Source organism: Bergeyella anatis, from assembly GCF_036016955.1.
GTDB lineage: Bacteria > Bacteroidota > Bacteroidia > Flavobacteriales > Weeksellaceae > JAYWXI01.
Genome location: NZ_JAYWXI010000001.1, coordinates 13,106 through 38,174 on the forward strand (window position 1 = coordinate 13,106; position 25,069 = coordinate 38,174).

22 protein-coding genes and 1 riboswitch are annotated in these 25,069 nt (G+C 46.0%); of the genes, 16 read left to right on the forward strand and 6 right to left on the reverse strand.

What is annotated here, in order from left to right; genetic code table 11:
• Nucleotides 1-71: 71 nt before the first annotated feature.
• Nucleotides 72-812 (forward strand): YebC/PmpR family DNA-binding transcriptional regulator, encoded by a 741-nt coding sequence (locus tag VQ048_RS00055; RefSeq protein WP_327609644.1) that lies wholly within the window; start codon nucleotides 72-74, stop codon nucleotides 810-812.
• Nucleotides 813-878: 66 nt separating this feature from the next.
• Here the strand turns inward: VQ048_RS00055 and VQ048_RS00060 are convergent, their stop codons facing one another.
• A complete protein-coding gene (locus VQ048_RS00060) occupies nucleotides 879-1,169 on the reverse strand; it encodes a GNAT family N-acetyltransferase (protein WP_327609645.1) in 291 nt (96 codons plus the stop codon).
• A gap of 21 nt (nucleotides 1,170-1,190) precedes the next feature.
• Entirely contained in the window at nucleotides 1,191-1,976 is a 786-nt protein-coding gene (locus tag VQ048_RS00065) for an RDD family protein (RefSeq protein ID WP_327609646.1), read from the reverse strand.
• A 26-nt stretch (nucleotides 1,977-2,002) separates the two neighbouring features.
• Here VQ048_RS00065 and VQ048_RS00070 point away from each other — a divergent pair, with 26 nt between their 5' ends.
• From VQ048_RS00070 to VQ048_RS00100, 7 genes are read left to right on the forward strand one after another with little or no spacing between them, the layout of a single operon-like run.
• Nucleotides 2,003-2,977 carry a stage II sporulation protein M gene (locus VQ048_RS00070; RefSeq protein WP_327609647.1) on the forward strand — a complete coding sequence of 325 codons (975 nt, stop codon included), beginning with the start codon at nucleotides 2,003-2,005 and terminating at the stop codon, nucleotides 2,975-2,977.
• On the forward strand, nucleotides 2,964-3,926 hold the full coding sequence (locus VQ048_RS00075; protein WP_327609648.1) for a DUF4013 domain-containing protein: 963 nt from the start codon (nucleotides 2,964-2,966) through the stop codon (nucleotides 3,924-3,926). Before VQ048_RS00070 ends, VQ048_RS00075 begins: the two co-directional genes overlap by 14 nt.
• A complete protein-coding gene (locus VQ048_RS00080) occupies nucleotides 3,916-4,683 on the forward strand; it encodes a DUF4129 domain-containing protein (RefSeq protein ID WP_327609649.1) in 768 nt (255 codons plus the stop codon). The genes VQ048_RS00075 and VQ048_RS00080 overlap by 11 nt, the downstream gene beginning before the upstream one ends.
• A gap of 22 nt (nucleotides 4,684-4,705) precedes the next feature.
• Nucleotides 4,706-5,878 carry a DUF4350 domain-containing protein gene (locus VQ048_RS00085; protein ID WP_327609650.1) on the forward strand — a complete coding sequence of 391 codons (1,173 nt, stop codon included), beginning with the start codon at nucleotides 4,706-4,708 and terminating at the stop codon, nucleotides 5,876-5,878.
• 35 nt (nucleotides 5,879-5,913) lie between these two features.
• The gene (locus VQ048_RS00090; protein WP_442872801.1) at nucleotides 5,914-6,942 is read left to right on the forward strand and encodes an AAA family ATPase; all 1,029 of its coding nucleotides are present in this window, start codon (nucleotides 5,914-5,916) and stop codon (nucleotides 6,940-6,942) included.
• A gap of 28 nt (nucleotides 6,943-6,970) precedes the next feature.
• On the forward strand, nucleotides 6,971-8,296 hold the full coding sequence (locus VQ048_RS00095) for a DUF58 domain-containing protein (protein WP_327609651.1): 1,326 nt from the start codon (nucleotides 6,971-6,973) through the stop codon (nucleotides 8,294-8,296).
• Between the two features lie 33 nt (nucleotides 8,297-8,329).
• Nucleotides 8,330-8,752 carry an OsmC family protein gene (locus tag VQ048_RS00100; RefSeq protein ID WP_327609652.1) on the forward strand — a complete coding sequence of 141 codons (423 nt, stop codon included), beginning with the start codon at nucleotides 8,330-8,332 and terminating at the stop codon, nucleotides 8,750-8,752.
• A 57-nt stretch (nucleotides 8,753-8,809) separates the two neighbouring features.
• On the opposite strand, the gene VQ048_RS00105 is transcribed toward VQ048_RS00100, so the two are convergent.
• Nucleotides 8,810-11,419: an MGH1-like glycoside hydrolase domain-containing protein gene (locus tag VQ048_RS00105; RefSeq protein WP_327609653.1), complete on the reverse strand. Its 2,610-nt coding sequence runs from the start codon at nucleotides 11,417-11,419 to the stop codon at nucleotides 8,810-8,812.
• 81 nt (nucleotides 11,420-11,500) lie between these two features.
• The gene (locus VQ048_RS00110; protein WP_327609654.1) at nucleotides 11,501-12,979 is read right to left on the reverse strand and encodes an SLC13 family permease; all 1,479 of its coding nucleotides are present in this window, start codon (nucleotides 12,977-12,979) and stop codon (nucleotides 11,501-11,503) included.
• A 143-nt stretch (nucleotides 12,980-13,122) separates the two neighbouring features.
• A riboswitch (SAM riboswitch) is annotated at nucleotides 13,123-13,233 on the forward strand.
• A 64-nt stretch (nucleotides 13,234-13,297) separates the two neighbouring features.
• On the opposite strand from VQ048_RS00110, the gene VQ048_RS00115 reads away from it, so the two are divergent.
• The 6 genes from VQ048_RS00115 (at nucleotide 13,298) to metF (ending at nucleotide 21,863) form a co-directional block, all read left to right on the forward strand.
• Nucleotides 13,298-14,254 (forward strand): alpha/beta fold hydrolase, encoded by a 957-nt coding sequence (locus tag VQ048_RS00115; protein ID WP_327609655.1) that lies wholly within the window; start codon nucleotides 13,298-13,300, stop codon nucleotides 14,252-14,254.
• Nucleotides 14,244-15,782, forward strand: coding sequence for an ACT domain-containing protein (locus VQ048_RS00120; protein WP_327609656.1), 1,539 nt, complete (start codon nucleotides 14,244-14,246; stop codon nucleotides 15,780-15,782). Before VQ048_RS00115 ends, VQ048_RS00120 begins: the two co-directional genes overlap by 11 nt.
• A 35-nt stretch (nucleotides 15,783-15,817) precedes the next feature.
• Nucleotides 15,818-16,978, forward strand: a complete 1,161-nt coding sequence (locus VQ048_RS00125; protein ID WP_327609657.1) for a trans-sulfuration enzyme family protein — start codon at nucleotides 15,818-15,820, stop codon at nucleotides 16,976-16,978.
• Between the two features lie 113 nt (nucleotides 16,979-17,091).
• A complete protein-coding gene (locus tag VQ048_RS00130; RefSeq protein WP_327609658.1) occupies nucleotides 17,092-18,099 on the forward strand; it encodes a homocysteine S-methyltransferase family protein in 1,008 nt (335 codons plus the stop codon).
• An 85-nt stretch (nucleotides 18,100-18,184) separates the two neighbouring features.
• The gene (gene metH / locus VQ048_RS00135; RefSeq protein ID WP_327609659.1) at nucleotides 18,185-20,845 is read left to right on the forward strand and encodes a methionine synthase; all 2,661 of its coding nucleotides are present in this window, start codon (nucleotides 18,185-18,187) and stop codon (nucleotides 20,843-20,845) included.
• Between the two features lie 61 nt (nucleotides 20,846-20,906).
• Nucleotides 20,907-21,863, forward strand: a complete 957-nt coding sequence (gene metF / locus VQ048_RS00140; RefSeq protein WP_327609660.1) for a methylenetetrahydrofolate reductase [NAD(P)H] — start codon at nucleotides 20,907-20,909, stop codon at nucleotides 21,861-21,863.
• Nucleotides 21,864-21,874: 11 nt separating this feature from the next.
• On the opposite strand, the gene VQ048_RS00145 is transcribed toward metF, so the two are convergent.
• Nucleotides 21,875-23,035 carry a hypothetical protein gene (locus VQ048_RS00145; protein ID WP_327609661.1) on the reverse strand — a complete coding sequence of 387 codons (1,161 nt, stop codon included), beginning with the start codon at nucleotides 23,033-23,035 and terminating at the stop codon, nucleotides 21,875-21,877.
• Nucleotides 23,035-23,517: a hypothetical protein gene (locus VQ048_RS00150; RefSeq protein WP_327609662.1), complete on the reverse strand. Its 483-nt coding sequence runs from the start codon at nucleotides 23,515-23,517 to the stop codon at nucleotides 23,035-23,037. Before VQ048_RS00150 ends, VQ048_RS00145 begins: the two co-directional genes overlap by 1 nt.
• Before the next feature lie 96 nt (nucleotides 23,518-23,613).
• On the opposite strand from VQ048_RS00150, the gene VQ048_RS00155 reads away from it, so the two are divergent.
• Together VQ048_RS00155 and gmk are read left to right on the forward strand one after the other, a co-directional pair.
• Nucleotides 23,614-24,468, forward strand: a complete 855-nt coding sequence (locus VQ048_RS00155; RefSeq protein WP_327609663.1) for a YicC/YloC family endoribonuclease — start codon at nucleotides 23,614-23,616, stop codon at nucleotides 24,466-24,468.
• A 33-nt stretch (nucleotides 24,469-24,501) separates the two neighbouring features.
• Entirely contained in the window at nucleotides 24,502-25,062 is a 561-nt protein-coding gene (gene gmk, locus VQ048_RS00160; protein ID WP_327609664.1) for a guanylate kinase, read from the forward strand.
• Nucleotides 25,063-25,069: the final 7 nt, after the last annotated feature.

Genomic DNA, 25,069 nt, shown 5'->3' on the forward strand with positions numbered 1-25,069 from the left:
CTTTTTTGAGGAGGAAACATTTTTTCGCGGTGTTCAAAATTTCATTATTTTTGCCGTCTAAATTTTGAACTATGGGACGCGCGTTTGAATACAGGAAGGCTTCCAAAATGGCCCGTTGGGACAAGATGGCCAAAACATTTTCTAAGATCGGTAAGGATATTGCGTTAGCGGTGAAAGCCGGCGGACCGGATCCGGATTCCAACCCGGCGTTACGGCGCTGCATTCAGAATGCCAAAGGGGCGAATATGCCGAAAGATAATGTAGAGCGGGCGATAAAGAAGGCCAGCGGAGCCGATGCGGAAAATTATGAAGAAGTTACTTATGAAGGGTACGGCCAGGGCGGCGTGGCTTTTTTTGTGGAGTGCACTACGAATAACACGACCAGGACGGTGGCCAATGTGAGAGCGGTATTTAATAAATTTGACGGTAATCTCGGGAAGAATGGAGAATTGGCTTTTATTTTTGACCGAAAAGGGATTTTTACCATCGAAAAATCGAAAATCACCATGGATTGGGACGATTTTGAAATGGAAATGATTGACGGTGGAGCCGAGGAAATCGATTCGGATGAGGAGGAAGTTATGGTGACGACGGCTTTTGAGGATTTTGGGTCGCTTTCCCATAAATTGGATGAACTTGGTATTGAGGCCAAAAGTGCTGAACTTCAACGGATTCCTAACAACACCAAAGAGGTGAACGAAGAGCAGTTTAAAGCGAATATGAAGATGTTGGAACGTTTCGAGGAAGACGATGACGTGCAAAACGTTTACCACAATATGGAAATTACGGAAGCCCTGATGAACCAGCTTTAGACTCAGGATTAACGAATGATAAAAGAGTGATAAAAACGCCGGCATGCAACGCATGCCGGCGTTTTGTTAGTTTAGGAGTAACAAATCGTCCAAACCTTCCATTCGGGTCATTACCGAACGGGCGTAAGAACAATGAGGGTAGATTTTCCATTGGTTTTCACGGGCGAACTTAATGCTTTCTTCCACTAATAATTTCCCCATGCCTTGCCCTTCGAACTGAGGATGTACCAGGACGAAGGAAACCACTATTTTATTTTCTTCGGGAAAAAGGGTGTAAGTAAGACGCCCCACCTCTTCGGTGCTGTTTTCTAATGTGATGAAGCCTCCGTTGCCGGATTGGTGATTGGTGAATGTCATAATTCTTATTTAGGTTTTTGATTATTTGGTCTGTAACGATTGTGGTTTGCCCTCTGCGGCATCTTTTCCGGTATAGTAGCTGTAATCTTTTATGATGGTGGCAATGAATTGCCGCTGGGTCAACGGTATTTTTTCGGCATCCAGTTTTAGGGTTTCTACGATTTTTTGGGTCAGTTTGTTGATGATGATGTTGTCGTCGTTTTTCAGGGCTTTTTGGTAATGGTCTTTGATGATTCTAAGATCGTTGTCGCTCAGAGCCAAAACCTGTGGGAATGAGGGCTGGTAATCTTCGGTAAGGTTTTCCAAGATGGTTTGGGAAATGGCGGCTTTGTGTTTTAGGGAAATAACGGCGGTTCCGGTGGCTAAGTCGCCCAATCTTTGGTTGTGTTTCGAGATGATGGCCGAAAGAAGTCCCACCACGCCTCCGTTGGAATAGATATCGACAAGGCGGAAAATCCACCGCATAAGATAATCCCCAAAACTGGCTTGATAACCGTCGATTTTCACCACCTTTATTTTGGTTATTTTTTTTCCGAAAGTTTGGCCTTCCATCAGACTTTCGCAGACCAAGGTGTAGAGGTGGATGGGCAAGGTAAGGATAATCAGGAAGGCGGCGACGGACCATTCGTCTTCGAGATGGAAATAGTTTTGAAGTTTCAAAAATTGAAACAAAAGAAGGTACATGAACAACAAATAAGCCCCTTTAATGAGCATGTCGATGACGAAAGCAAGCATTCTTTCGCCGATGCTGGCAATATGGAAATTGATGCCTACATTTTGAGACGTATTTATGACGATGGAATTCATATTTTTACTATTTTAGCAGCATAGTTATGAGAGAGGTCGCTTTTATAAAGCAAAATAAAGAAAAATGGTTGGGAATCGAGCAAGTCGTTCAGGGAAAAGTGAAAAAAAATCCCGACGACTTGTCGTCATTGTACATTAATTTGGTGAATGATTTGGCTTATGCGCAGACGTATTACCCCAAAAGTAAGGTGACGGTTTATTTGAATGATCTTAGCGCCCGCATTTTTCAGAAAATTTACAAAACCCGCCGAATGGAGCGCAATCGGCTGCGGTATTTTTTTGAAACGGAAGTGCCGCTGTTGGTTTATCAGTACCGTTATTTTCTGTATACGGCCTTTGCATTTTTCTTTATTTTTACTTTGATAGGAGTTATCTCGGCGGCAAACGACAAGACGTTTGTTAATCTTATTTTGGGAGATTCTTATGTCAATATGACCATTGAGAATATCAAAAAAGGCAACCCTATAGACGTCTACAGCAGCGGGTCCAATTGGGGAAGTGCCGTGGGAATTACAGCCAATAACCTGGTTGTCGGCGCCAAAATGTACACGTATGGTATTTTCGGCGGTGTGGGGACGTTGTTTGTTTTGCTTCAGAACGCCATCATGTTGGGGGCATTTCAGTATTTTTTTCACGAGTACGGTGTGCTTGGCGCCAGTGCAAAGGGGATTTGGTTGCATGGGGTTTTCGAAATTTTCAGTATGGTTGTGGAAGCGGCGGCAGGATTGGTTTTAGGAGCTTCCATTCTTTTTCCCAAATCGTATTCCCGATTGGCTTCGTTTAAGATGGGGTTTAGGGATTCTTTCAAATTGTTTCTTAGTACGGTTCCTTTTACGGTTACGGCTGGCATTATTGAAGGGTATGTGACCCGTTATGCCATGCAAATGCCGTTAGGGCTTAGTTTGACTATTATTTTCGGTTGTCTATTTTTGATAGCATATTACTATTTTGTATATCCTTTTCGGGTCGTGAAAAAAATTAAATCGCATGGAATTTTATAAACACAGGGATTTTGGAGCCTTGGTAGGGGACACGTTTGCTTTTTTTAAAGAGAACGGAAAAAATTATTTTAAAAACTATTTTTTGATTAATGGGCTTCTTTTGATCGCCATGGTGGCTTTATTTGCGGTGGGTTACGGTGAATTTTTTGCCCAGATTTTTGAAGGAAACGTTGCGGGGCAAAACTACTATTTCGAATCCTATTTTCAGGAAAATCAGTGGATGTTGATTTTGGTGACGGGATTGCTTTTTCTGCTTTTCTTGGCGTTGATGCTGGTTAATTATTCTTATCCGGTGTTCTATATGAAGCGTTTGTCCGAGACGGGAAATAAGGTGATAACGGCCGATCAGATTTTGGGCGATCTCAAACGGAATTTCGGGCGTTTGCTGGTGATGTTTCTCGGCTTATGTTTTGTTGTTTTTCCGATAATGATGATAGTGTTCGGTATTGCTTACCTTTTGATATTCATTATTATTGGTCTTTTTCTGTTGCTGTTGCTTTTGCCTTTGATGCTTAATACGACTAATTTCATTATTTTCGATTACCTGCACACCAAAAGGGGCTTTTTTGCTTCTTTGAGTTATGCGGTCAAAGCGCAATACTCTTACAGGGATGTTCGCCGAAAGGGACCGTTTTGGAAATACGTGGGTTCCAGCCTTTCGCTGTATATGATTATTCAGGTAATCACTTCGGTTTTTACCACGATTCCTATATTCTTGCTTTTGGGAGGGAATGTTTTGTTTCCCAATAGTACTTCATCCTTTGAAGGCGATGAGTCTATGCTGATGGTGATTTTGCTGGTGGTGATTTACGGTGTGGGTATTTTGGTTTCGTTTATTCTTTCCAATCTTATTTACGTTAATGCGGGGCTGATGTATTACGATAGTCGGGAGGACTTGCACCGGACGAAACAAATCGACGAAATAGAAACTATAGGCAATGCGTTTTAGCAGGTTGTTTTTCTTTGTTTTTTTCTGCGGTACTTTGCTTTGTTACGGGCAGGGGAGTGGGGTTGTAGACTCCTCATCATCCTTTAGGCTTTTGCCGGCGGATTCTTTGTTGGCAGAGCATCCGACTACGGAGAGCAAAGTGGAAGCGAGAGTGTTGGACGCCGATTTTAGAGCGCGTTACAAGGGCGAGGAATACGATTACAGAAGTGTTAAACCAAAGGAGTCGCTTTGGGAAAAAATCGAGCGACGTCTGAATAAACTTCTTCATTTTATTTTTGGGGATCGAGCTCCTTTTGAAGCTGGTAAATTGGCCGAATGGGTTGTTCGAATTTTGGCGGTGGTTATTACGGGATTGGTGATTTACTTTTTGGTTCGTTATTTTTATGGCAAGCAAGGGGGATGGTTTTGGGGGCGGAAAAATGCGACGGTTGTATCGGAGGGGCAGGTGTTGGACGAAAATATTCATGAGATTAACTTTCCGGAGCAAATTTTGGCTTATGAGCGTAAGGGGGATTTTCGTAGGGCTGTGCGCTACCAGTTTCTTTACGTGCTAAAGAAGATGACGGACAGAGGGGTTTTGGAATGGATGCCGGATAAAACCAATAGGGATTATGTGGAGGAATTAGCCGGCCATCCTAAACAGCGGGATTTTGCGCGACTTTCGAGGGTGTTTGATTATGTTTGGTACGGAGAATTTTCCCTTGAGCGGAGTCAGTATGAAAAATACGCGGCGGATTTTTCGGATTTTGTAATCTAAAAACAAGGAGAGAAAGGAAAACATGAATAAGACGTTCAAATTATATTTGGTTTTGTTTGCGGTGATGCTGGGGCTTCTTGTGGTGTTGCAGTTGGGAAAATCCGAGGTGATAGATTGGCGCAAGAACTTTGATGTTGGTGAGAAAACGCCTTTCGGTCTTTATGTTTTTGATCGGGAGGCGGACCGTTTGTTTGGAAATCGGTTGGAGCGTCAGATGCAATCTCCTTTCGATTACTACAGTAAGCAGAAGACGGAGTCGGATCATAATATTTTGGTCATCGCCTCATCGATAGACGAAATGTCTTGGACGAAAATTTTGGATCAGGCGTCTAAGGGGGCTTCGGTCATGTTGATTTCGGAGGATTTTTCCGAGACACTCAGCAATGCGCTGAAGTTTCATCAGTCGAATATTGCTTTTGAGGAAACCCAAACGCTTGCGCTGACGGATGTGAAGTGGGGGGCGGATTCTTTGGTTTTGGATAAACTGCCTTCCGGGCAAGGGTTTGTGTCGATTGACCAGAGGCATCAAATTTTGGGGAAGATAAAGGAGAAAAATAATACGGATCAGGCTAATTTCATTAAGGTTAATTATGGGAAAGGCGTTTTTTATCTTCACTCGGAGCCGCTTTTTTTAACGAATTACTACCTGCTGGAGCAGAAAGGCAGTGAGAGGTATTTGCAGGATGTGTTTTCCTATCTGCCTGCTCGTCGTACGGTTTGGTTTGTGCAGGGTGGGGCATCGTTGGGAGAGTCGAATTCGCCCATGCGCTATATCCTGAATAATCCTCCGCTTAGGTATGCTTGGTGGCTGTTTTTGGTGGGCTTGCTGGTGTTTGTGTTTTTTACGGCTAAGCGTAAGCAGCGCGTTATACCGGTGATTGAACCGTTGAAAAACAAATCGTTGGAGTTTGTACAGAGTATAGGGAATTTGTATCTTCAGGAGGGTGATTTTCATGACATGATGGCGAAAAAATCGCAGTATTTTCTTTACCGTGTGCGGCAGGAGTTGTTTTTGGATACGAGGCGTTTGGACGAAGACTTTGTTCAAAAGCTGCATTTAAAAACAGGGGCGCCTACCGAAAAAATAAAAGAGGCGGTTCTTTTGATTAAGAAAGCACAAGATCCTCAGGCATTGGTTCGACGGGAGGATTTGGGGAGGATTAACGATTTGCTGGACGGAATTTTGAATCCGTAGTGGCCGTTAGAAATAAAAAAATAAGCATAAGAAAAATGGAAAATTTTGAACAACATCATGGAACTCAGGCGGGGCTTTCTTCGCAAGAGGGGGCTTCGGAATTTGTTTCTCGGATTGATATGGAGGAAATGCGGATGAGTTTGGATAAGGTAAAAGCGGAGATTGCGAAAGTGATTGTGGGGCAGACGCCGATGGTGGAGCATCTTTTGGTTGCGCTTTTGTCTAATGGTCATGTTCTTATCGATGGGGTTCCCGGTGTGGCTAAAACGGTGACGGCAAAGCTGCTGGCCCGTGCGGTAGAGGTGGATTTCAGTCGGATTCAGTTTACGCCGGATCTGATGCCATCGGATATTTTGGGGACGTCGGTTTTCAATATGAAGACGTCGGAATTCGAGTTCAAGAAAGGGCCGATTTTTTCGGGGTTTGTTTTGATTGACGAGATTAACCGTTCGCCGGCTAAGACGCAGGCGGCGTTGTTTGAGGTGATGGAAGAGCGGCAGATAACGATGGACGGGGTGCGTTATGAGATGCAGGAGCCGTTTTTGGTCATTGCGACTCAAAATCCGGTTGAACATGAGGGAACTTATCGTTTGCCGGAGGCGCAGCTTGACCGGTTTTTGTTTAAAATTAATGTAGGCTATCCGGATTTGGCCCAGGAGATTAGCATTATTCAGAATCAGCACGATAACCGGTTGGAGGATAAGACGACGGTGGTAAAACCGGTGATGACTTCGGCTCAGTTGAAGGCTTATCAAAAGAAGGTTCAGGAAGTGGTGGTGGAGCCTCATCTTTTGGAGTACATTGCAAAAATTGTAGTTAATACCCGCGAAAATCAGTTTTTGTATTTAGGGGCTTCGCCGAGAGCGAGTTTGGCTCTTCTTACTGCTTCAAAGGCTTTTGCGGCGGTTCGGGGTCGGGATTTTGTGACGCCTGAAGATATTAGGGAAGCCAGTTATGCGGTGTTGAGGCATCGGATCATGGTTTCGCCGGAGCGGGAAATGGAAGGTTTGACGGCTGATGAGATTATCCGTCAAATTGTGGAAAGTATAGAAATTCCGAGATAGGGATTGGGTTGGACTATAGGACTGTATTTTGAAAAATTTATTTGTCAATAGCCGCTTGTATTTGGCCTTGTTTATTGCCGGGCTTGGGTATGTTTTGGCTTTCTTTTATCCTCAGGGGCTTTGGGGGGCTCATGCGTTGCTTTTTGGTATTCTTGTTTTGGTTTTGGCGGATGCGATGCTTTTGTTTTTCGGGCGGGATGCTTTGGTGAAGGCGGAGCGTCTTTTACCGGAGAAACTTTCCAATGGGGATGCCAATACGGTTAAGATTGATTTGATGAGTCGCTATCCTTTTGCGGTAAAGGTCAGAGGGATTGACGAGCTTCCTTTTCAGTTTCAGAAAAGAGACTTTTTCATGGAAATGACTCTTAAAGCAAGGAGTGGAGGGACTTTTCAATACGAGCTTTACCCTAAGTCTCGCGGGGTTTATGAGTTTGGAGGGCTTAATGTTTTTGTGAGTTCGCCTTTGGGGCTTTTGGCCAGGCGTTTTGTTTTTGGGAGGTCGGAGGCTTTGCCTTGTTATCCGTCGTTTGTTCATTTGCGGAAATATGAGCTTATGGCGCTTCAGAACGAGTTTTTACTTGGTGGAATCAAGAAAATTCGGCGTTTGGGGCATACTTTGGAATTTGAACAAATCAAAGAATATGTTCAAGGGGATGATATTCGGACCATTAACTGGAAGGCCACCTCGAAACAGAATCGTTTGATGGTTAACCAGTATCAGGACGAAAAATCCCAGCGCATTTACCTTTTGGTGGACAAGGGGCGAACGATGCAAATGCCTTTTGAGGGGCTTAGTCTTTTGGACTATTCGATTAATGCGGTGATGGCGCTTTCTCATATTGTGCTTCGCAAAGGGGATCGTGCGGGCGTGATGACTTTTGCCCGAAAGGCGGAGAACAAGGTGGCGGCGGATCACAAACCGGATCAGCTTCGTAAAATTTCCGAGACGCTGTATAAGGTGCAAACGAATTTTGAGGAGAGTGATTTTGGTCGTCTTTATCAGGATGTCCGTATGAGTGTGGGACAGCGGAGCCTTATGCTTTTGTTTACTAATTTTGAAACCTTGGACGGACTTCGCCGTCAAATGAATTATCTTCGAGGCATAGCCAAAAATCATTTGCTGGTCGTGGTGTTCTTTAAGAATACGGAACTGCAGGAGCTTTTGGATTCTCATCCTAAGACGGAGCAGGCAATTTACGATAAAATTATTGCCGAGAAGTTTGAGTACGAGAAAAAACTGATTATTCAGGAGCTTCGTAAGTACGGGATATCCGCGGTTTATACGAAGCCGGAAAACCTTAACATTGAGGTTATTAATAAATATTTGGAAATTAAATCCCGAGGGATGCTGTAATAAGGAATATTAACTTAACTCTAAATTGTAGAAATGATTATTAAGCTTAACCGAATCGACGATAATTTTTTATTCGAATGCACAAATAGTGCGGGTAACTCAATTTTGTTGGATAATACGAGTCAGGCGAATGCCAAGGGGGTTTCGCCTATGGAGAGTGTGATGATGGCTGTGGCAGGATGCAGCGGGATTGACGTGGTTTCTATTTTGAAGAAGCAACGCCAGTCTATTGCTTCTTTTTCGGCGGAGGTGGAAGGCGAGCGTTTGCAGGAAGGAGAAGCTAAGCCCTTCAAAAAGATGACGGTTAAATTTTTTATTGATGGCGAGGTTGAACCTTCCAAGGCTTTGAAGGCGGCAGAATTATCGTTTGATAAATACTGTTCGGTATCGAAGACTTTGGAGCCTAACGTGGAGGTGGTTTACCGTGTGTTTGTGAATGGGGCAGAGGTTCTTTAAGTTGCGAGCTCGGCTATGACTAAAAAAAGGACGCTTTTATGAGGCGTCCTTTTTTATTTATTGCAGTCTTGGGTGGATGAGTTTGGCTACGGTGGCGGTCCATCCGGTTTGATGGGAGGCGCCTACGCCTCGCCCGTTGTCTCCGTGAAAATATTCGTAAAACATGATGTAATCTCGGAAGTGTTCGTCGTGATCGAACAGCGGACGACCTCCGTTGAAGGGGCGTTTTCCGTCCGAATCTTTTTTGAAAAGGGCTTGGAGTCGTTCGCTAAGGTTTTGGGCGATGTATTCCAGGTTTTTTACTTCGCCGCTTCCTGTGGGAAATTCCACTTGAAGACTGTCGTCATAGTAATAATGGAAACGCTGGAGGCTTTCCACGATGAGGAAATTGATGGGGAACCATATCGGACCTCTCCAGTTGCTGTTGCCTCCGAACATGCGGCTGTCGCTTTCGGCGGGAAGATAGTTTACGGTGTATTTGTTTCCGTCGATTTCGAATTCGAACGGGGCGTTTTCATAGATTTTTGACATGGAACGGATGCCGTAGTCGGAGAGAAATTCTTTCTCGTCCAGCATTCTTGAAAGGATTTTTTTCAAACGGGTTTTTCTCAGGATGCTCAGGAGGTGTTTTCTTCCTTTGCCCTCCACTTCCCAATGGGAAACGAGGTTGGCGAGTTGGGGTTTGTTTTTCAAAATCCAGTCCATCCGCGAAGTGAAATTGGGGAGGCGCTCCAGCATTTTGTGGTCGATGATTTCAACGGCAAACATGGGGATTAATCCGACGATGCTTCGGAGCTTCATGGTGATGGGTTGTCCGTGTTTGTTTTGCAGGACGTCGTAGAAAAAGCCGTCTTGTTCATCCCATAGTCCGCCTTCTTTTTGGGTGATGTTTTCCATGGCTTCGGCGATATAGAGGTAGTGTTCGAAAAATTTTATCGCCATGTCTTCGTAGACGGGGTTGTAGAGGGCAAGCTCCATGGAAATGCGCATCATATTCAGGGCGAACATGGCCATCCAGCTGGTTCCGTCGGCTTGCTCAAGGTGTTGGCCGTTGGGGAGTTCCATGTTTCGGTCAAAGGCTCCGATATTGTCCAAACCTAGGAATCCTCCGCCGAAGATGTTTTTTCCGGTTTTGTCTTTTCGGTTTACCCACCAAGTGAAATTGAGCAGGAGTTTTTGAAAGACGCTCTCTAGAAAAACGAGATCGGGTTTTCCGTTGAATTTTTCGTCAATTTTAAATACCCTGAAGGTGGACCAGGCGTGAACGGGCGGATTAACATCGCTGAAATCCCATTCGTAAGCGGGCAGTTGGCCGTTGGGATGGATGTACCATTCTTTGGTCAGGAGTTTGAGTTGATGCTTTGCAAAATCGGCATCCAATAGGGCAAAAGGAACGCAATGGAACGCCAAATCCCAGGTGGCGAACCAAGGATACTCCCATTTGTCCGGCATGGAAATGATATCTTTGTTCTGCATATGCGCCCAATCTCTGTTTCTTACGTGGTGTTCAAAGTTTCTTTGTACGGGGTAATTGGGGTCGCCTTTCAACCATTTGGAGAGGTTGTAGTAATAAAATTGTTTGTTCCATAAAAGACCGGCAAAGGCTTGTCTTTGGATGTTTTTTTCTTCTTCGTTGGTCAGGTCCTTTTGGAGTTCGGCGTAAAAGGCGTTGCTTTCTTTTTTTCGGGTGTCAAATACTTCGTCGAAATCGTAAAAGGCATTGTCCATGTCGTGGGGACTTAACCGGAAATCAAAGGTTTTGCTTTCTCCGGGATTCAGTTCGGTTTCGATCAAAAAAGCGGCTTTTGTGCCGTGGTTTTCGGGGTTGATGCTTGCTTGGCCGTGAACGATATGGTCGTTGATACCGTCTTTAAAGAAAAGATTTTCCGATGGCGTATCGAATAGCTTCGGGGTATTGGTTTCGTTTTCGCAGAATAAAGCTTGGGTATCGGGGGTACGGGCATAGAATTTTTTCATTTCGATGCCGTCGTGTTCAATAGCGATTTCGCTGGGGCGGCTGCTTTTTAGGTTGGGTTTGTAGTTGCCGTAGCCCCATGCCCAGTTGTTGCGGTACCATAGGGTTGGAAGGATCACTAGCGGGGCTTTTTCTTTGCTGCGGTTAATGGCGGTTACGCGAATCAAGATGTCGTCGTGGTTTATTTTGGCATACTCGATGAAGAGGTCGAAGTATTTGCTGTCGTTCAGAATACCCGTGTCGGCGAGTTCGTATTCCGGATCGGTTTTTCCCCGTTGGGCATTTTCGTGGATGAGTTCGTCGTAAGGGAAAGCCATGATGGGGTATTTGTATACCATCTTCATGTAGGAGTGGGTGGGGGTATTGTCCAGATAATAGAAGATTTCTTTGAGGTCTTCCCCGTGGTTTCCTTGATGATTACTGAGCCCGAAAAAGCGTTCCTTAATAAACGGATCTTTTCGGTTCCAAAAGGCGAAGGCGAAGCAAAGTCTTTGTTTGTCGTCGCATATTCCGGCGATGCCGTCTTCGCTCCAGCGGTAGGTTCGGCTTAGGGCATCGTGGTAGGTGGTGTAGCCCCATGCATTGCCGTCGGTACTGTAATCTTCCCTTACGGTTCCCCATTGTCTGTTGCTAATATAAGGTCCCCAAGTTTTCCACTCGGGGTGGTTTAGTCGTTCTTTTTCAGCATTCATTTTTCGGCATTTTAATCTGCGAAGGTAAAATAATTTTACCAAATGCCTTTTGGAATGTTTTTGCTGAAGCGGGTTTGTGGGTTATCCCATGATTAAGGAGGTCGTGAATGGGGTAAAGTAATCCAGAAACAGAATCCACAAGATGGCGATGGCTAGTCCTACGACGCCACCGTAAATTCCTCCGAGATGAAAATCCGACTGCTTCAGCATTCCCGTACCGAACACGATGGCATTGGGTGGAGTGGAAACGGGGAGAAAAAGCCCGCACGAAGAGCATAAACCCACCACGAGAGCAACGGGAAGAATTTGAGAGGCAGGCAGTACCACGGCGGCGATGTTGATGATGATGGTGGCGGTAGCCGTACTGCTCATGATGTTCGAGAAGATGATGGTAGTTACCCCGAAGATCATCATCATAACGATTTTATTGAATTGAAAACTGGAGAGGTAGGTGGAAAAATAAGGCGCTAAGAGTTCTTTGATGGCAATACCTAAAGCCAATCCTCCGGCTACGAGCATGAGGGTGTCCCAAGGTAGTTTTCGGACGTCTTCGGCGGTAATTACCCCCAGCATTGGGAGAAACATGATGGGGATCAGGGCGGTTCCGGAGGTTGGGATATGCCATTGGTGGCCCATCATCCAAAAGAAAACGGTAATCAGCAGGATGGAAATCACAAAGAGCCTTTGAAGCCTCATTTTTTTGGTTTTGATGATGCGGACGTCCAAAAAAGACAAATCGACGGGACGGGTGTCTTTAAGGTATTTTTTGGTGACGCTGTACCAAAAACCGGCTAAAAGGAGGACGGCAGGAAGGAGTCCCAAAACCATCCAGTCGTTAAAGGAAATATCGAAGCCTTTGGATTTTAGAGAGTCCACGACGATGAGGTTGGGGGGAGAAGAAATCAAGCTGGCCATGCCGGCAAAAGTAGCTGCTACGGGGATGCTTATGAGGATGGCTTTGGCGATGGGCGATTTTTTTCCTTCGTTATCCAATAGAGGCATCACGGAGGCCAGCACCATGGCAGCGGTGGCGGTATTGGAGATGATGAGCGAGAGGATGGAGGTAACCACGATAATTCCTAGGAGAAGGAATTTGGGGCGGTTGCCGAAAAGGGAGACCGAAAATTTGAAAAGGGAGATGTCCAAATTGGTTTTCCGCATGCCTTCACTCAGGAAAAAACCGCCGAGAAAAATCCAAATCACACTGTCGGACCAGGTGTTGGATATGACTTCGGGGCTTACCGTGGCCCCTTCGATGTTACGCATGGTGTAGATGAGGAAGCCTAAGATGAATATGCCCACGGCAAAGGGCGGGATGGCTTCGGTGGCCCAAAGCAGGATGGCAAAAAACAGGACGAAAAGAGTGTAGGTTTGGGCTTGGGTAAATTCTTCGGGGGAGAGGAAATAGGCGCCGGCGATGGAGAGGGCTAAGGAAAAGAAAAACAGGCCTATTCTGGTTTTGATGTTCCAAACGTCCAGTGATTTTTCGATGAGCAAATCACTGTAAACCCTTATACCGGTACGTAGGTGTCGAACTCTGTCAAAATAATCGAATCCCATGCGCAAAAATCTTTTGCACAAATTTAGGAAAATCTTTTGGGGTAAAATTTCATTTCAAACGAGTCCGGTCCGTAAAAATGATTTTCCATATCAAAATAAAAGGTTATATTTGTGGCGGATTAGTTCATTTACATCATTTGGAAATGTTATCAAGAAAGGTGGAGAGATTAGACTCTGAGAAGCCTTAGCAACCCTTGTTTTCTTGAACGAGAAGGTGCTACATTCTATCCGTGTTCGGGCGGGAAAGATAACGGACATTCACTCTATTTTATTTTTGGTGGCATTTTCATTTTTTTAATTGGTTAGAATTTTAAAAAATTGGAAAAGGAGCTGCATAGTTTTACGTTACCTTCATTTAGTACGGTATCGGGAAAGAATTACGAAATACCTCTTAGTTGGCAGGTGTTTGGGCGCCCGTTGCATACGGCACCGGTGGTGCTTATAAACCATGCTTTGACTGGGAACTCTTTGGTGTCGGGAGAAGGCGGTTGGTGGACGGCTTTGGTGGGGGCTGGCAAAACGGTGGATACGGATCGCTATACGGTGATTTGTTTTAATGTGCCTGGTAATGGGTATGACGGTTTTTTGCTGCCTTCGTATGCGGATTTTACGACGAGGGATGTGGCCCGTCTTTTTTTGTCGGGACTGGAGCATTTGGGGGTTCGTCGTCTTTATGCTCTGATTGGAGGCTCTGTTGGCGGTTCCATTGGTTGGGAGATGCTGGCGTTGAAAAACGATTTGACGGAAAGGTTTGTTCCCATTGCTACGGATTATAAGACGAGCGATTGGTTGCATTCGCAGTGTCTGATTCAACGGTATCTTTTGGAAAGTGAAGAATCGCCTTTGGAAAAAGCCCGCCAGCATGCCATGCTTTGCTACCGTACGCCGGCTTCGCTCAATCGCCGGTTTGGGAGGGCGAGGTTGGATGGAGGGGTTTTGAAGTCTCAGGATTGGCTTGATTTTCATGGGCGTCGGCTTAGGGAGCGGTTTAGTTTGGAGGCTTACCGATTGATGAACCATCTTTTGACCACTATTGAGGTTTCGAAAGAATCTCTTTTGGCGGTGGAAGTCCGGGTTCATCTTTTAGCGGTGGATAGCGATTTGTTTTATCCGGCTTTTGAAATAAAAGAGACCTATGAGTATCTCAAAAATGCGGGGAAAACGGTGTTTTACCACGAAATGACTTCGGTGCACGGGCACGATGCTTTCTTGATGGAATACGATCAACTCAACGAAATATTAATTCAAATAATGAATGACAAAAATGACAGATAAGAACGAAATAGCGATATACGATCACCGGGCTTTGGTGAATTTTGAAGGGAAGGATTTTCAGGGGCAAATTGGAGTAGACTCCAGAATTTTCCGTGCTTTGAACGATGGCGGGATTAGCGTGGGGGTTATTTCCCAGCAGGCCATTGAGAATGGGACGTCGGTTTTGGTGGACGAGAAAGATGCGGAGGCAGCGGTTCATTTGTTGGAGGAGGAGTTTGCCGAGGAAAAGGCCAGCGGAGTGGTTACGGCGGTTTATTCGATTAAGGGGCTTTCGGTTATTGGTTTTGTTTCGGAGAATTACCATAAGATTTTTTCCGAATTGCAGCGCAATAAGATTTTTCCTTTGCTTCTGAATCAGGTGGCTTCGGCGGGAAGAGTTAATTTGGTAGTGACCCAAAACCAGACGGAGATTACCAAAAATATCATTGAAACGGAAATTTACGGAAAACCCAAGACGGTTCATTTGGCTCTGATTGGCCATGGGAATGTGGGAGGAACGTTGATCGAGCAGGTGTTGGATTCGGCGCACGATATTCTGATTCGTAAGCGTATCGAACTGAAGATTGTGGCGATTGCCAATTCCAAAAAAATGGCTCTTGACAAAGGCGGTTTTGGCAGCGATTGGCGTCAGAAGATTGATTTTTCCCAAACGGTGTTCGACGTTGAAAAACTGATTGAGTTTACTCAAAATCACAGTTTGGAGAACCTTATCGTTGTGGATAATACGGCGAGCGAGGAGTTTATCAAGAATTACCCTTTGTTTGTCGATAACGGGTTTGATGTGGTTTCGAGCAACAAGTTGTTCAATACGTTGCCGATTGCGGAGTATCGAGGGTTCAGGCAGTTGCTTCATAAAAATAAGAAAAGGTATTATTACGAAACGAATGTAGGGGCGGGGCTGCCCTTGATTGATACGATAAAATTGCTCCATCTCTCGGGGGAAAATATCACGCGCATCAAAGGGGTTTTTTCGGGGTCTTTGAGTTATATTTTTAATCGTTTTTCCGAAGGGGAGGCTTTGTTTTCGTCGGTTGTTCGGGAAGCGATGGAAAAAGGCTTTACCGAGCCGGATCCGCGGGAGGATCTTTCGGGTAATGATGTGGCGAGGAAGCTTTTGATTCTTGCCAGGGAGTTGGATTTGGTGAACGAATTTTCGGATATTCGCATCCAAAATCTCATTCCGGAGTCTTTACAAACGGTTGATAAAACGGTCTTTTTATCTCGTTTGCAGGAGTTGGATGAGGTTTACGAGGGGCTTCGGGCGGCTCAATCGCCGGGGAATGTTTTGCGTTATGTGGGGGATTTGCATGGGGATTTGCAGAAGGAGAAAGGCGAGCTGGATGTGCAGTTGATTTCGGTGCCTTCGCATTCGGCTTTGGGGCAGCTTAAGGGCTCGGACTCTATTTTTGAGATTTATACGGAGAGTTACGGCGAAAATCCCATTGTGATTATGGGGGCGGGTGCGGGAGCTAAAGTTACGGCTCGCGGTGTTTTCGGTGATATTTTGCGTCTTAGTGAGACGAAATAAAAAATAAAGAAAATTAAACATTAAATTCCTAAGTGATGGATCATTTTCAAACCCGGGCGATAAGAACCCAAACGGAGCGTTCATTGTTTGATGAACATTCGACACCGCTTTACCTGACTTCCAGTTTTGTTTTTCAAGATGCGGAGGATATGCGGGCGAGTTTTGCCGAGGAGAAAGATAAAAATTTATACAGCCGTTTTAGTAATCCTAACGTGACTGAATTTGTTGATAAAGTGGTGCAAATGGAAGGGGCGGAAAGCGGTTATGCTTTTGCGACGGGGATGGCTGCAATTTACTCTTCGCTGGCGGCTTTGCTTGGTGCGGGGGATCATGTGGTGAGTTGCCAGTCGGTTTTTGGCTCTACCCATACGCTTTTCACCAAATATTTTCCGAAGTGGAACATTGAGACTTCTTATTTCAAGGCGGAGGATGCCTTGTCGGTCGAGTCGCTTATTCGTCCCAATACCAAGGTGCTTTATTTGGAAACGCCTACCAATCCGGCGATTGAGATTTTGGATTTGGAGTATTTTGGGCAATTGGCCAAGAAGCATGGGCTTATTTTTATCGTGGATAATTGTTTTGCGACGCCATATTTACAGCAGCCGATTCGTTATGGTGCGGACTTGGTGGTGCACTCGGCGACGAAACTTATGGACGGTCAGGGTCGGGTGCTTGGTGGCGTGGCTGTGGGGCGTTCGGATCTTATTCGGGAGATTTATCTTTTCTCCAGAAATACGGGGCCGGCGATGTCTCCTTTTAATGCTTGGGTTCTTAGTAAGAGTTTGGAAACTTTAGCGTTAAGGGTTGATCGTCATTGCGAAAATGCGCTTAAAGTCGCTACGTTTTTGGAGGGACACGCTCAGGTGGAGCGGGTTCGTTACCCTTTTTTACGTTCGCATCCGGGGTATGAGGTGGCTAAGCGTCAGATGAAGCACGGAGGCAATATTGTGGCGTTTGAGGTGAAGGGAGGTGTGGAAGGCGGCCGTCGATTTTTGAATAAGATTAAAATGTGTTCGCTGTCGGCGAATTTGGGTGATACGCGTACGATAGTGACGCATCCGGCTTCGACCACGCATTCCAAGTTGTCGGAAGCGGAACGTCTGGAAGTGGGGATTACGTCGGGATTGGTTCGTTGTTCGGTGGGCTTGGAAGAGGTGGAGGATATTTTGGCGGATTTGGCTCAAGCCTTGGATTAGATAGGCTCAGCGTTCCTTTTTTTGGGAGTTTTGGTTGTTTTTTTTGAAAAAATAAATTTTTCGCCAATCCCAAGGGATGGAGATTGGAGTTTTTTTTAAAATAATTTTAGATAATGGATAGGATAGAACAATTATACCGTGCTTTGGAGCGTTGTATTCTTATTTTGGATGGTGCGATGGGAACGATGATTCAGCGTTATCGTTTGGAGGAGGCGGATTATCGGGGAGAGCGGTTTGCGGACTGGCCTTATCCGGTGAAGGGGAATAACGATTTGCTTTCCATTACGCGTCCCGACATTATTGGGGCGGTTCATCGGGAATATTTGGCGGCCGGGGCGGATATTATCGAGACCAATACGTTTTCGGCGACGACGATTGCGATGGCAGATTACCACATGGAGGATTTGGTGGTGGAGCTTAACGAGGCGTCGGCCCGTATTGCGAGGGAGGCTTGTGATGAGTTTACGGCGCAGAATCCCGAGAAGCCTCGTTTTGTGGCCGGGGCAATTGGACCGACGAATAAGACGGCTTCTTTATCGCCTGACGTGAATGATCCGGGGTATCGGGCCATTACGTTTGACGAGTTACGCCGGGCTTATAAACAGCAGGCGGAAGCGCTTTTGAACGGAGGGGCGGATATTCTCTTGGTGGAAACGGTGTTCGATACGCTTAACGCTAAGGCGGCTCTTTTTGCCATTGATGAGATTCAGGAGGAGCGAGGCATTCGGATTCCGATGATGGTTTCGGGGACGATTACGGATGCTTCGGGACGGACGCTTAGTGGGCAGACGACGGAAGCGTTTCTGATATCGGTTTCACATATGCCGCTTTTGAGTATTGGTTTAAATTGTGCTTTGGGAGCCCGACAGCTAACGCCTTATTTGGAGGCTTTGTCCAATAATGCGGATTGTTATGTTTCGGCTTATCCCAATGCGGGGTTGCCTAATGCGTTCGGGCAGTACGATGAGTCTCCCGAATTGATGGCGGAACAGATTCGGGATTATGTAGAGAAGGGCTTGGTGAACATTATTGGAGGGTGTTGCGGGACGACTCCGGCGCACATTCGGGCCATTGCCGAGTTGGTAAAGGGTTATTCGCCGAGAGAAATGAGGAAAGGGTAAGGACGCGGTTTTTGGAAGACACTGCGTTTAATGTGTTTAATGAAACCTATGCTAAAGGCGTAGGGGTTGTTTTAGGAAAAAAGAAATGAATTATTTGAAACTTTCTGGCCTTGAGCCCTTGGTGGTTACGCCGGAATCCAATTTTATCAATGTTGGCGAGCGCACGAATGTAGCGGGGTCGAAGAAGTTTTTGCGGTTGATTAAGGAAGAGAAATTTTCCGAGGCATTGGATATTGCCCGCCATCAGGTGGAGGGAGGGGCTCAGATTTTGGACGTCAATTTTGACGACGGGCTTATTGACGGCAAATACTGCATGGTGAAATTTCTCAATCTGATTGCTTCGGAGCCGGATATTGCGCGGATACCGATTATGATAGATTCTTCCAAATGGGAGATTTTGGAAGCTGGTCTTCAGGTGGTTCAGGGGAAGTGCGTGGTGAATTCGATCAGTTTGAAGGGAGGGGAAGAAGAGTTTATTAAGCAGGCCAAGGCGATTAAGCGTTATGGTGCGGCGGCGGTGGTGATGGCTTTTGATGAGGTGGGGCAGGCCGATACGTTGGAGCGGCGTATAGCGATTGCGGCGCGTTCGTACGATATTTTGGTGAATAAGGTTGGCTTTCCGGCGCAGGATATTATTTTCGATCTTAACATTTTTCCGGTGGCTACGGGGATGGAAGAACACCGGCGCAATGCCATTGATTTTATTGAAGGGACGCGATGGGTTCGGGAGAATCTTCCATATGTTTCGGTCAGTGGCGGGGTTTCCAATGTGTCGTTTTCGTTTCGGGGGAACGATACGGTAAGGGAGGCGATGCATTCGGTATTTTTGTATCATGCGATTAAGGCGGGGATGAACATGGGGATTGTTAACCCGGCCATGCTAGAGGTTTACGATGAAATTCCGAAAGACCTTTTGGAACTTGTGGAGGATGTGATGTTGGACCGAAGGGAGGATGCTACGGAGCGGCTTTTGGATTATTCCGAGAAACACAAGGCGGTTAAAAAGGAAAAAATAGAAGACCTCTCTTGGCGGGATCAGCCTTTGCAGGAGCGTATTACGTATGCTTTGGTGAAGGGGATAGACCGTTTTGTGGAGGAGGATGTGGAGCAGGCTCGTTTGGAAGTGTCTCGTCCTTTGGAGGTGATAGAAGGGCATTTGATGACCGGTATGGGAGTGGTGGGCGATTTGTTTGGGAGTGGCAAAATGTTTCTTCCTCAGGTGGTTAAGTCGGCTCGGGTGATGAAGAAGGCGGTGGCTTATCTCCAGCCGTTTATTGAAGCGGAGAAGGATGCTTCCCAAAAGTCGAACGGTCGGGTGCTGATGGCGACGGTGAAGGGGGATGTTCACGACATTGGAAAAAATATTGTGAGTGTGGTTTTGGGGTGTAACAATTATGAGATTGTGGATCTTGGGGTGATGGTTCCGGCGGAAAAGATTATCCAAGCGGCGATAGAGGAGAAGGTGGATGTCATTGGTCTCAGCGGTTTGATTACGCCGAGTTTGGACGAAATGGTGCATATTGCCGACGAGTTGGAGCGTCAGAATTTGAGTTTCCCTTTGTTGATTGGAGGGGCAACTACATCCAAGGCGCATACGGCAGTGAAGATTGATCCGAAATACAAGCATGCGGTTGTTCATGTGAACGATGCGTCGCGTGCGGTTAATGTGGTCAGTTCGTTGCTGAGTCAGCGGAATCAGGAGTATATTTCGGCACTTAAAAGCGAGTATGCGGATTTTCGCGAAAAATTTTTGAGCCGTCAGGTGGATAAGGATTACGTGGATTTGGCGTTTGCGCGAAGTCGTAAACCTTTGATAGATTGGGAGAAAGCGTTTCTTCCTCAGCCCCGGGTTAAAACGGTTCAGGTGGTTCAGGATCAGCCGTTGGAGGAGCTTCTTCCTTTCATTGACTGGTCTCCGTTTTTTCGGAGTTGGGATTTGCATGGGCGTTTTCCCGATATTTTGTCGGATGCGGTGGTGGGTGAGCAGGCGAGCGAACTCTACCGCGATGCGCAGGTTATGTTGGCCAAAATAGTGAAGGAAAAGCGATTGACGGCCAAGGCGGTTTATGGTATTTTTCCGGCGAATTCGGATGAACGGGACGATATTTTGATAAAGGATGAATCGGGTAATACGATTGAGAAATTTCATACCTTGCGTCAGCAGATTAAGAAGTCGGAGGGGAAGGATTACTTGGCTCTTTCCGATTTTGTGGCTCCTGAATCTTCGGGGCGAACGGATTACGTTGGGGCTTTTTGCGTTAGTACGGGATTTGGGACGGACGAGATGGCTCGTCAGTACGAAGCCGATCACGATGATTATTCTTCGATTATGGTTAAGGCTTTGGCGGATCGATTGGCGGAGGCTTATGCCGAGTTTCTTCATTATAAGATCCGGACCCAAGAATGGGGGTATGCGCCGGACGAGGCTTTAGGCAATGAGGAATTAATTGCGGAAAAATATACGGGGATACGTCCTGCTCCGGGGTATCCGGCTTGTCCGGATCATTTGGAAAAGCATGCCATTTGGCGGCTTTTGGATGTGGAAAAGGCCATTGGGGTTTCATTGACGGAGAGTTTGGCAATGTTTCCAACGGCGTCGGTTTCGGGGTATTATTTTGCTAATGCGAAAGCCAAGTATTTCGGTGTGGGAAGGATTACCGAAGAGCAGCTGGCGGACTATGCTGCCCGAAAAGGGGTAGAAGTGGACTTTGCCCGAAAATGGCTGGCTTCCAACATGGCGGATTAGCCAATAGACAAAAATTGATGAGGTTTTAGAGGTGTTGAAATACGCCAAAAAATAATAGAGAATGAAAATAACAGAACATATAAAACGCGCAGAAGGGAAGACGCTTTTTTCGGTGGAGGTTATTCCGCCGACCAAGGGAACGGGCATTGAGGATCTTTATAAGAACATTGATCCTTTGATGGAGTTTAATCCTCCGTTTATTGACGTAACGACTTCCAGGGAAGAGTATGTTTATATCGAAAAAGGGAACGGGTTGGTGGAGCGTAAGATGACGCGGATGCGCCCGGGGACGCTTGGGATTTGCGCTTCTTTGATGCACAAATACGGAGTGGATACGGTGCCTCACGTATTGTGTGGTGGTTTTACCAAGGAAGAGACCGAATACCTTTTGGTGGATTGCTTGTATTTGGGGATTGATAATGTTTTGGCACTCCGTGGGGATGCGATGAAGGGGCAGAGTCGATTTGTTCCTACCGAAGGAGGGCACGGGCATGCCGGTGATTTGGTGGGACATATCAATGACATTGGTCGGGGGAAATACCTGACCGATGAGCAGCGTACGCAGGAGGAGAATAAATTTTGTGTGGGCGTGGCGGGCTATCCCGAAAAGCATATCGAGGCGCCTTCAATGGCGTACGATTTACAGCGGTTGAAGGAGAAAGTGGATGCGGGGGCAGACTATGTGGTGACGCAGATGTTTTTTGATAACCGGAAGTTTTTTGATTTTGTGGAGCAGGCTAGGGCGATGGGGATTCAAGTGCCGATTATTCCCGGGATTAAACCGGTGGCAACGAAGGGGCATCTTTCGCTGCTTCCCAAGACTTTCAAAATTGATTTGCCTGAAGATTTGGTAAAGGCGATGCAGGAGGCCAAGGATAATGCTGCTGTGAGGCAGATTGGCATTGAATGGGCGGTGGCGCAATGCCGAGAGTTGAAAGCGTACGGGGTTCCCGTTTTGCACTTTTACTCAATGGGCAAAAGCGATAACATTCGGAAAATTGCTCGGGAATTGTTTTAGAGAAGGGGCTTTTATTTCAGGGTTGGATGGCGCTCGAAGGGTTTGTTTCGATCGAAAAGATAGCGAAAGGTGGCCAGTTTCCGTGTGACGGTTGTGTCGAGATTTTCGGCTATTTTGGTCATTTTGGGATTAAAGTCGCCAATCCATTGCAGTTCGGTGGTTTCAAAGTCGGTGTGCTTTCTCAGGTGGCGCGTGCCTTCCCAAATCATGTAGCCGTCGATGCCGGTGCGTTGCCATTCGGGGACGACGCCGAAAACTAGGCCTACCATTTTGGTGTTTTTTCGAAAGAGTTTCAACCACAAGAATTTTAGCTTCTCCACGGGGCCGAGCTTTCCGTTTAGAGGTTTGAACCATTGGTTCAGATCGGGCAGGTTAATCCATAGAGCAATGGGTTGTTCTTTGTGGTATACGAACCAAGAGATGTGTTCGTTGATGACGGGTTTCATGCTACGAAATATTTTTAGGGTTTTGTCGGTTTCGAGTTGTTTTCCTCCGCCGTGGCTGGCCCAAGCTTTATTGTAAATTTCGGTAAAATCTTTTGCGAATTTTTCCAGTTGGTTTTTTTTCATTGGCCGGGCGGAGATGTCGGGGTTTTTACTGTGCTTTGCGTGCATTACGGTAAATTTCCGGGAGACTTCTCCGTGGATCGGGCGGCTGTAGCAAAGTTGGTTAAAGTAGATTTGGAATCCGTAACTTTCAAAAAGGGTTTGGTAATAGGGGAAGTTGTAGTTCATTCCGTAGAGGGGTTCTTGAAACCCTTCGGTAACCACTCCCCAGAATTTATCTCTTTCTCCAAAGTTGATGGAGCCGTCCATAGCTTGCATTCCTCTTTTTTCCAGCCATAGCTTGCAGTGGTCGAAGATGGCATTGGCGGTGCTTTGGTCGTTGATGCAATCGAAAAAGCCCAGACCACCGGTGGGTTGTTCCATTTCGTATTTTGAGTTAACGAAAACCGCTACACGACCGACGGTGTGACCTTTGGGGTCTTTAAAGAGGAAACGTTGGCATTCGCCGTGTCGGAAATTCTTATTCTTTTTGGGGTCAAAAACTTCTTCGACGTCTTTATCCAAAGGTCGGATGTAGTTGGCGTCGTGACGGTAGAGCCTGGAAGGGAATTCCAAAAATTCTTTTCGGTCTTCTTTGCTGGAAACGAGATGGATGCTAATGGCCATTAGTAAACGGGACAATCTTGGACGTTAATATTTGATAAGACGGAAGTCTGACCGCTAAACTCAATCGTAACTTTCGGAAAAACACCGTGGAGGCATTCGCCTTGAGGGTCTTGAAAGCTGCCGTTTTCGGCACTTATTCGGATTTTTTCGCCGAAAAGTTCGTAGTTGTTTTCGGTGAAATTAAGACGGTTGAGGTGGTAGGTGGTTTCCCCGATTACGACGGTTCCGCTCTGTGCCTGATGATCGAAGGCGATTAAGACTTTTCCGTTCTGTTGGAAGACGATTTGGCCGGGAGCGGCTTTTTGGTTCAATGGCTTTGGAGTGCCTGTTGGGTTTGTGGATAAAGAATCGCTGGCTACGGCTGCTGTGTCCGAGGCTGATAGAGAGAACGAGTCCTTATTTTGGGTGTTTTTGTTGGTTTCTTCTTTGCAGGCTGTTAGCAAGAGGCCCAAAGCGAGGGGGAATAGAAGTTTTATTTTCATCGGATAAAAATAAGGCTTTTTAAATAAACGGGAATAGGGAAGCGGGAAAGATTAATTTTAAATAGATTAAATTTGTAATCTAATAAAAACGAATTTATGGTGTTATCAATGACGGGTTTCGGCCGAGCCGAAGGCGTGTATGAAGGAAAAAAAATTACGGTAGATCTCAAATCGCTTAACAGTAAAAGTTTTGATTTGAACACCCGTATTCCTCTTCGTTACAAAGAAAAGGAATTCGATATTAGAAAACGTCTTAACGAGGGGCTTCTCCGGGGTAAGGTGGATTGCTTTGTCAATTGCGAGACTTTGGGCGACTGCAGCGAGGTTCGGATTAACGGAGAGTTGGTAAGGGCCTACATCAGAGAATTAAAGGCAATTGCGCAGGATGCTCCCGAATACGAATACTTGAAAATGGCCGTGAAAATGCCTGAGGTAATTTCATCCCGTCCGGATGAACTGAGTGAGGACGAGTGGCTTTTTTTGGAAGGTTTGATTCGTGAGGCTATGGACCGCCTTAAGGTTTTCCGTCAGACGGAGGGGAAAGCTCTTGAGGAGGAGTTGGTTCGTAATGTGGAGCGGATTCGGGCGGCGTTAAAACAGGTGGCGCTTTATGAGGAGGAGCGGATTGTAGCGATAAAAGAACGTTACCAAACGGTATTGAAGGATTTTGAGACGGTGGATGAAACCCGTTTTTATCAGGAAATGGCTTATTATACGGAAAAGTTGGATGTTTCGGAGGAGAAGGTTCGTTTGGAGCAGCACTTGAATTATTACTTGGAGGTGCTTGGGGAGGATTTCAATGGAAAGAAATTAGGTTTTATTGCACAAGAAATGGGTCGGGAGATCAATACGTTGGGATCCAAGGCTAATCATGCGGAAATTCAGAAATTGGTGGTTATGATGAAGGACGATTTGGAGAAGATAAAGGAACAAACGCTCAATGTGTTATAAGAGAAGGATCGGATTTAATAAACTCGAGCAATAATGAATAAAGTGATTATATTTTCGGCGCCGTCGGGCAGTGGGAAAACAACTTTGGTTAGGCATGTTTTGGATGTGGTTCCCGATTTGGCTTTTTCGGTGTCTTGTACAACCCGTTTGCCGCGTGGCGAGGAAAAAGACGGGGAGGATTACTATTTTCTTACGCCGGAGGTCTTTCGCGAGAAAATTGCGCAGGATGCTTTTGTGGAGTACGAGGAGGTGTATCAGGATAAGTTTTATGGCACGCTTAAGACGGAGGTGGAGCGTATTTGGTCGCAGGGGAAAACCGTAATATTCGATGTGGATGTGAAGGGAGGGATTGCTCTTAAGACGTATTTTGGAGATCAGGCGAGGTCGGTTTTTATTTTGCCGCCTTCGGTGGCGGAGTTGGAACGTCGGCTAAGAGGTCGAGGGACCGACGATGAGGCTACCATTCGTGAAAGAGTGGCTAAGGCGGGCGAAGAGATGGCTTATCGGGATCGGTTTGATCGGGTGGTGGTCAATACGGATTTGGAAGAGGCTAAGAATGAGGTTCGGTTGGTGGTGGAGGATTTTATTTCGTAATCAATTT

What these genes read in the sequence shown, in the direction of transcription:
- VQ048_RS00055 (WP_327609644.1), top strand. Translation starts at nt 72, where the DNA reads ATGGGACGCGCGTTTGAATACAGGAAGGCTTCCAAAATGGCCCGTTGG.
- VQ048_RS00060 (WP_327609645.1), bottom strand. Translation starts at nt 1,169, where the DNA reads ATGACATTCACCAATCACCAATCCGGCAACGGAGGCTTCATCACATTA.
- VQ048_RS00065 (WP_327609646.1), bottom strand. Translation starts at nt 1,976, where the DNA reads ATGAATTCCATCGTCATAAATACGTCTCAAAATGTAGGCATCAATTTC.
- VQ048_RS00070 (WP_327609647.1), top strand. Translation starts at nt 2,003, where the DNA reads ATGAGAGAGGTCGCTTTTATAAAGCAAAATAAAGAAAAATGGTTGGGA.
- VQ048_RS00075 (WP_327609648.1), top strand. Translation starts at nt 2,964, where the DNA reads ATGGAATTTTATAAACACAGGGATTTTGGAGCCTTGGTAGGGGACACG.
- VQ048_RS00080 (WP_327609649.1), top strand. Translation starts at nt 3,916, where the DNA reads ATGCGTTTTAGCAGGTTGTTTTTCTTTGTTTTTTTCTGCGGTACTTTG.
- VQ048_RS00085 (WP_327609650.1), top strand. Translation starts at nt 4,706, where the DNA reads ATGAATAAGACGTTCAAATTATATTTGGTTTTGTTTGCGGTGATGCTG.
- VQ048_RS00090 (WP_442872801.1), top strand. Translation starts at nt 5,914, where the DNA reads ATGGAAAATTTTGAACAACATCATGGAACTCAGGCGGGGCTTTCTTCG.
- VQ048_RS00100 (WP_327609652.1), top strand. Translation starts at nt 8,330, where the DNA reads ATGATTATTAAGCTTAACCGAATCGACGATAATTTTTTATTCGAATGC.
- VQ048_RS00105 (WP_327609653.1), bottom strand. Translation starts at nt 11,419, where the DNA reads ATGAATGCTGAAAAAGAACGACTAAACCACCCCGAGTGGAAAACTTGG.
- VQ048_RS00110 (WP_327609654.1), bottom strand. Translation starts at nt 12,979, where the DNA reads ATGGGATTCGATTATTTTGACAGAGTTCGACACCTACGTACCGGTATA.
- VQ048_RS00120 (WP_327609656.1), top strand. Translation starts at nt 14,244, where the DNA reads ATGACAGATAAGAACGAAATAGCGATATACGATCACCGGGCTTTGGTG.
- VQ048_RS00125 (WP_327609657.1), top strand. Translation starts at nt 15,818, where the DNA reads ATGGATCATTTTCAAACCCGGGCGATAAGAACCCAAACGGAGCGTTCA.
- VQ048_RS00130 (WP_327609658.1), top strand. Translation starts at nt 17,092, where the DNA reads ATGGATAGGATAGAACAATTATACCGTGCTTTGGAGCGTTGTATTCTT.
- metH (WP_327609659.1), top strand. Translation starts at nt 18,185, where the DNA reads ATGAATTATTTGAAACTTTCTGGCCTTGAGCCCTTGGTGGTTACGCCG.
- metF (WP_327609660.1), top strand. Translation starts at nt 20,907, where the DNA reads ATGAAAATAACAGAACATATAAAACGCGCAGAAGGGAAGACGCTTTTT.
- VQ048_RS00145 (WP_327609661.1), bottom strand. Translation starts at nt 23,035, where the DNA reads ATGGCCATTAGCATCCATCTCGTTTCCAGCAAAGAAGACCGAAAAGAA.
- VQ048_RS00150 (WP_327609662.1), bottom strand. Translation starts at nt 23,517, where the DNA reads ATGAAAATAAAACTTCTATTCCCCCTCGCTTTGGGCCTCTTGCTAACA.
- VQ048_RS00155 (WP_327609663.1), top strand. Translation starts at nt 23,614, where the DNA reads ATGGTGTTATCAATGACGGGTTTCGGCCGAGCCGAAGGCGTGTATGAA.
- gmk (WP_327609664.1), top strand. Translation starts at nt 24,502, where the DNA reads ATGAATAAAGTGATTATATTTTCGGCGCCGTCGGGCAGTGGGAAAACA.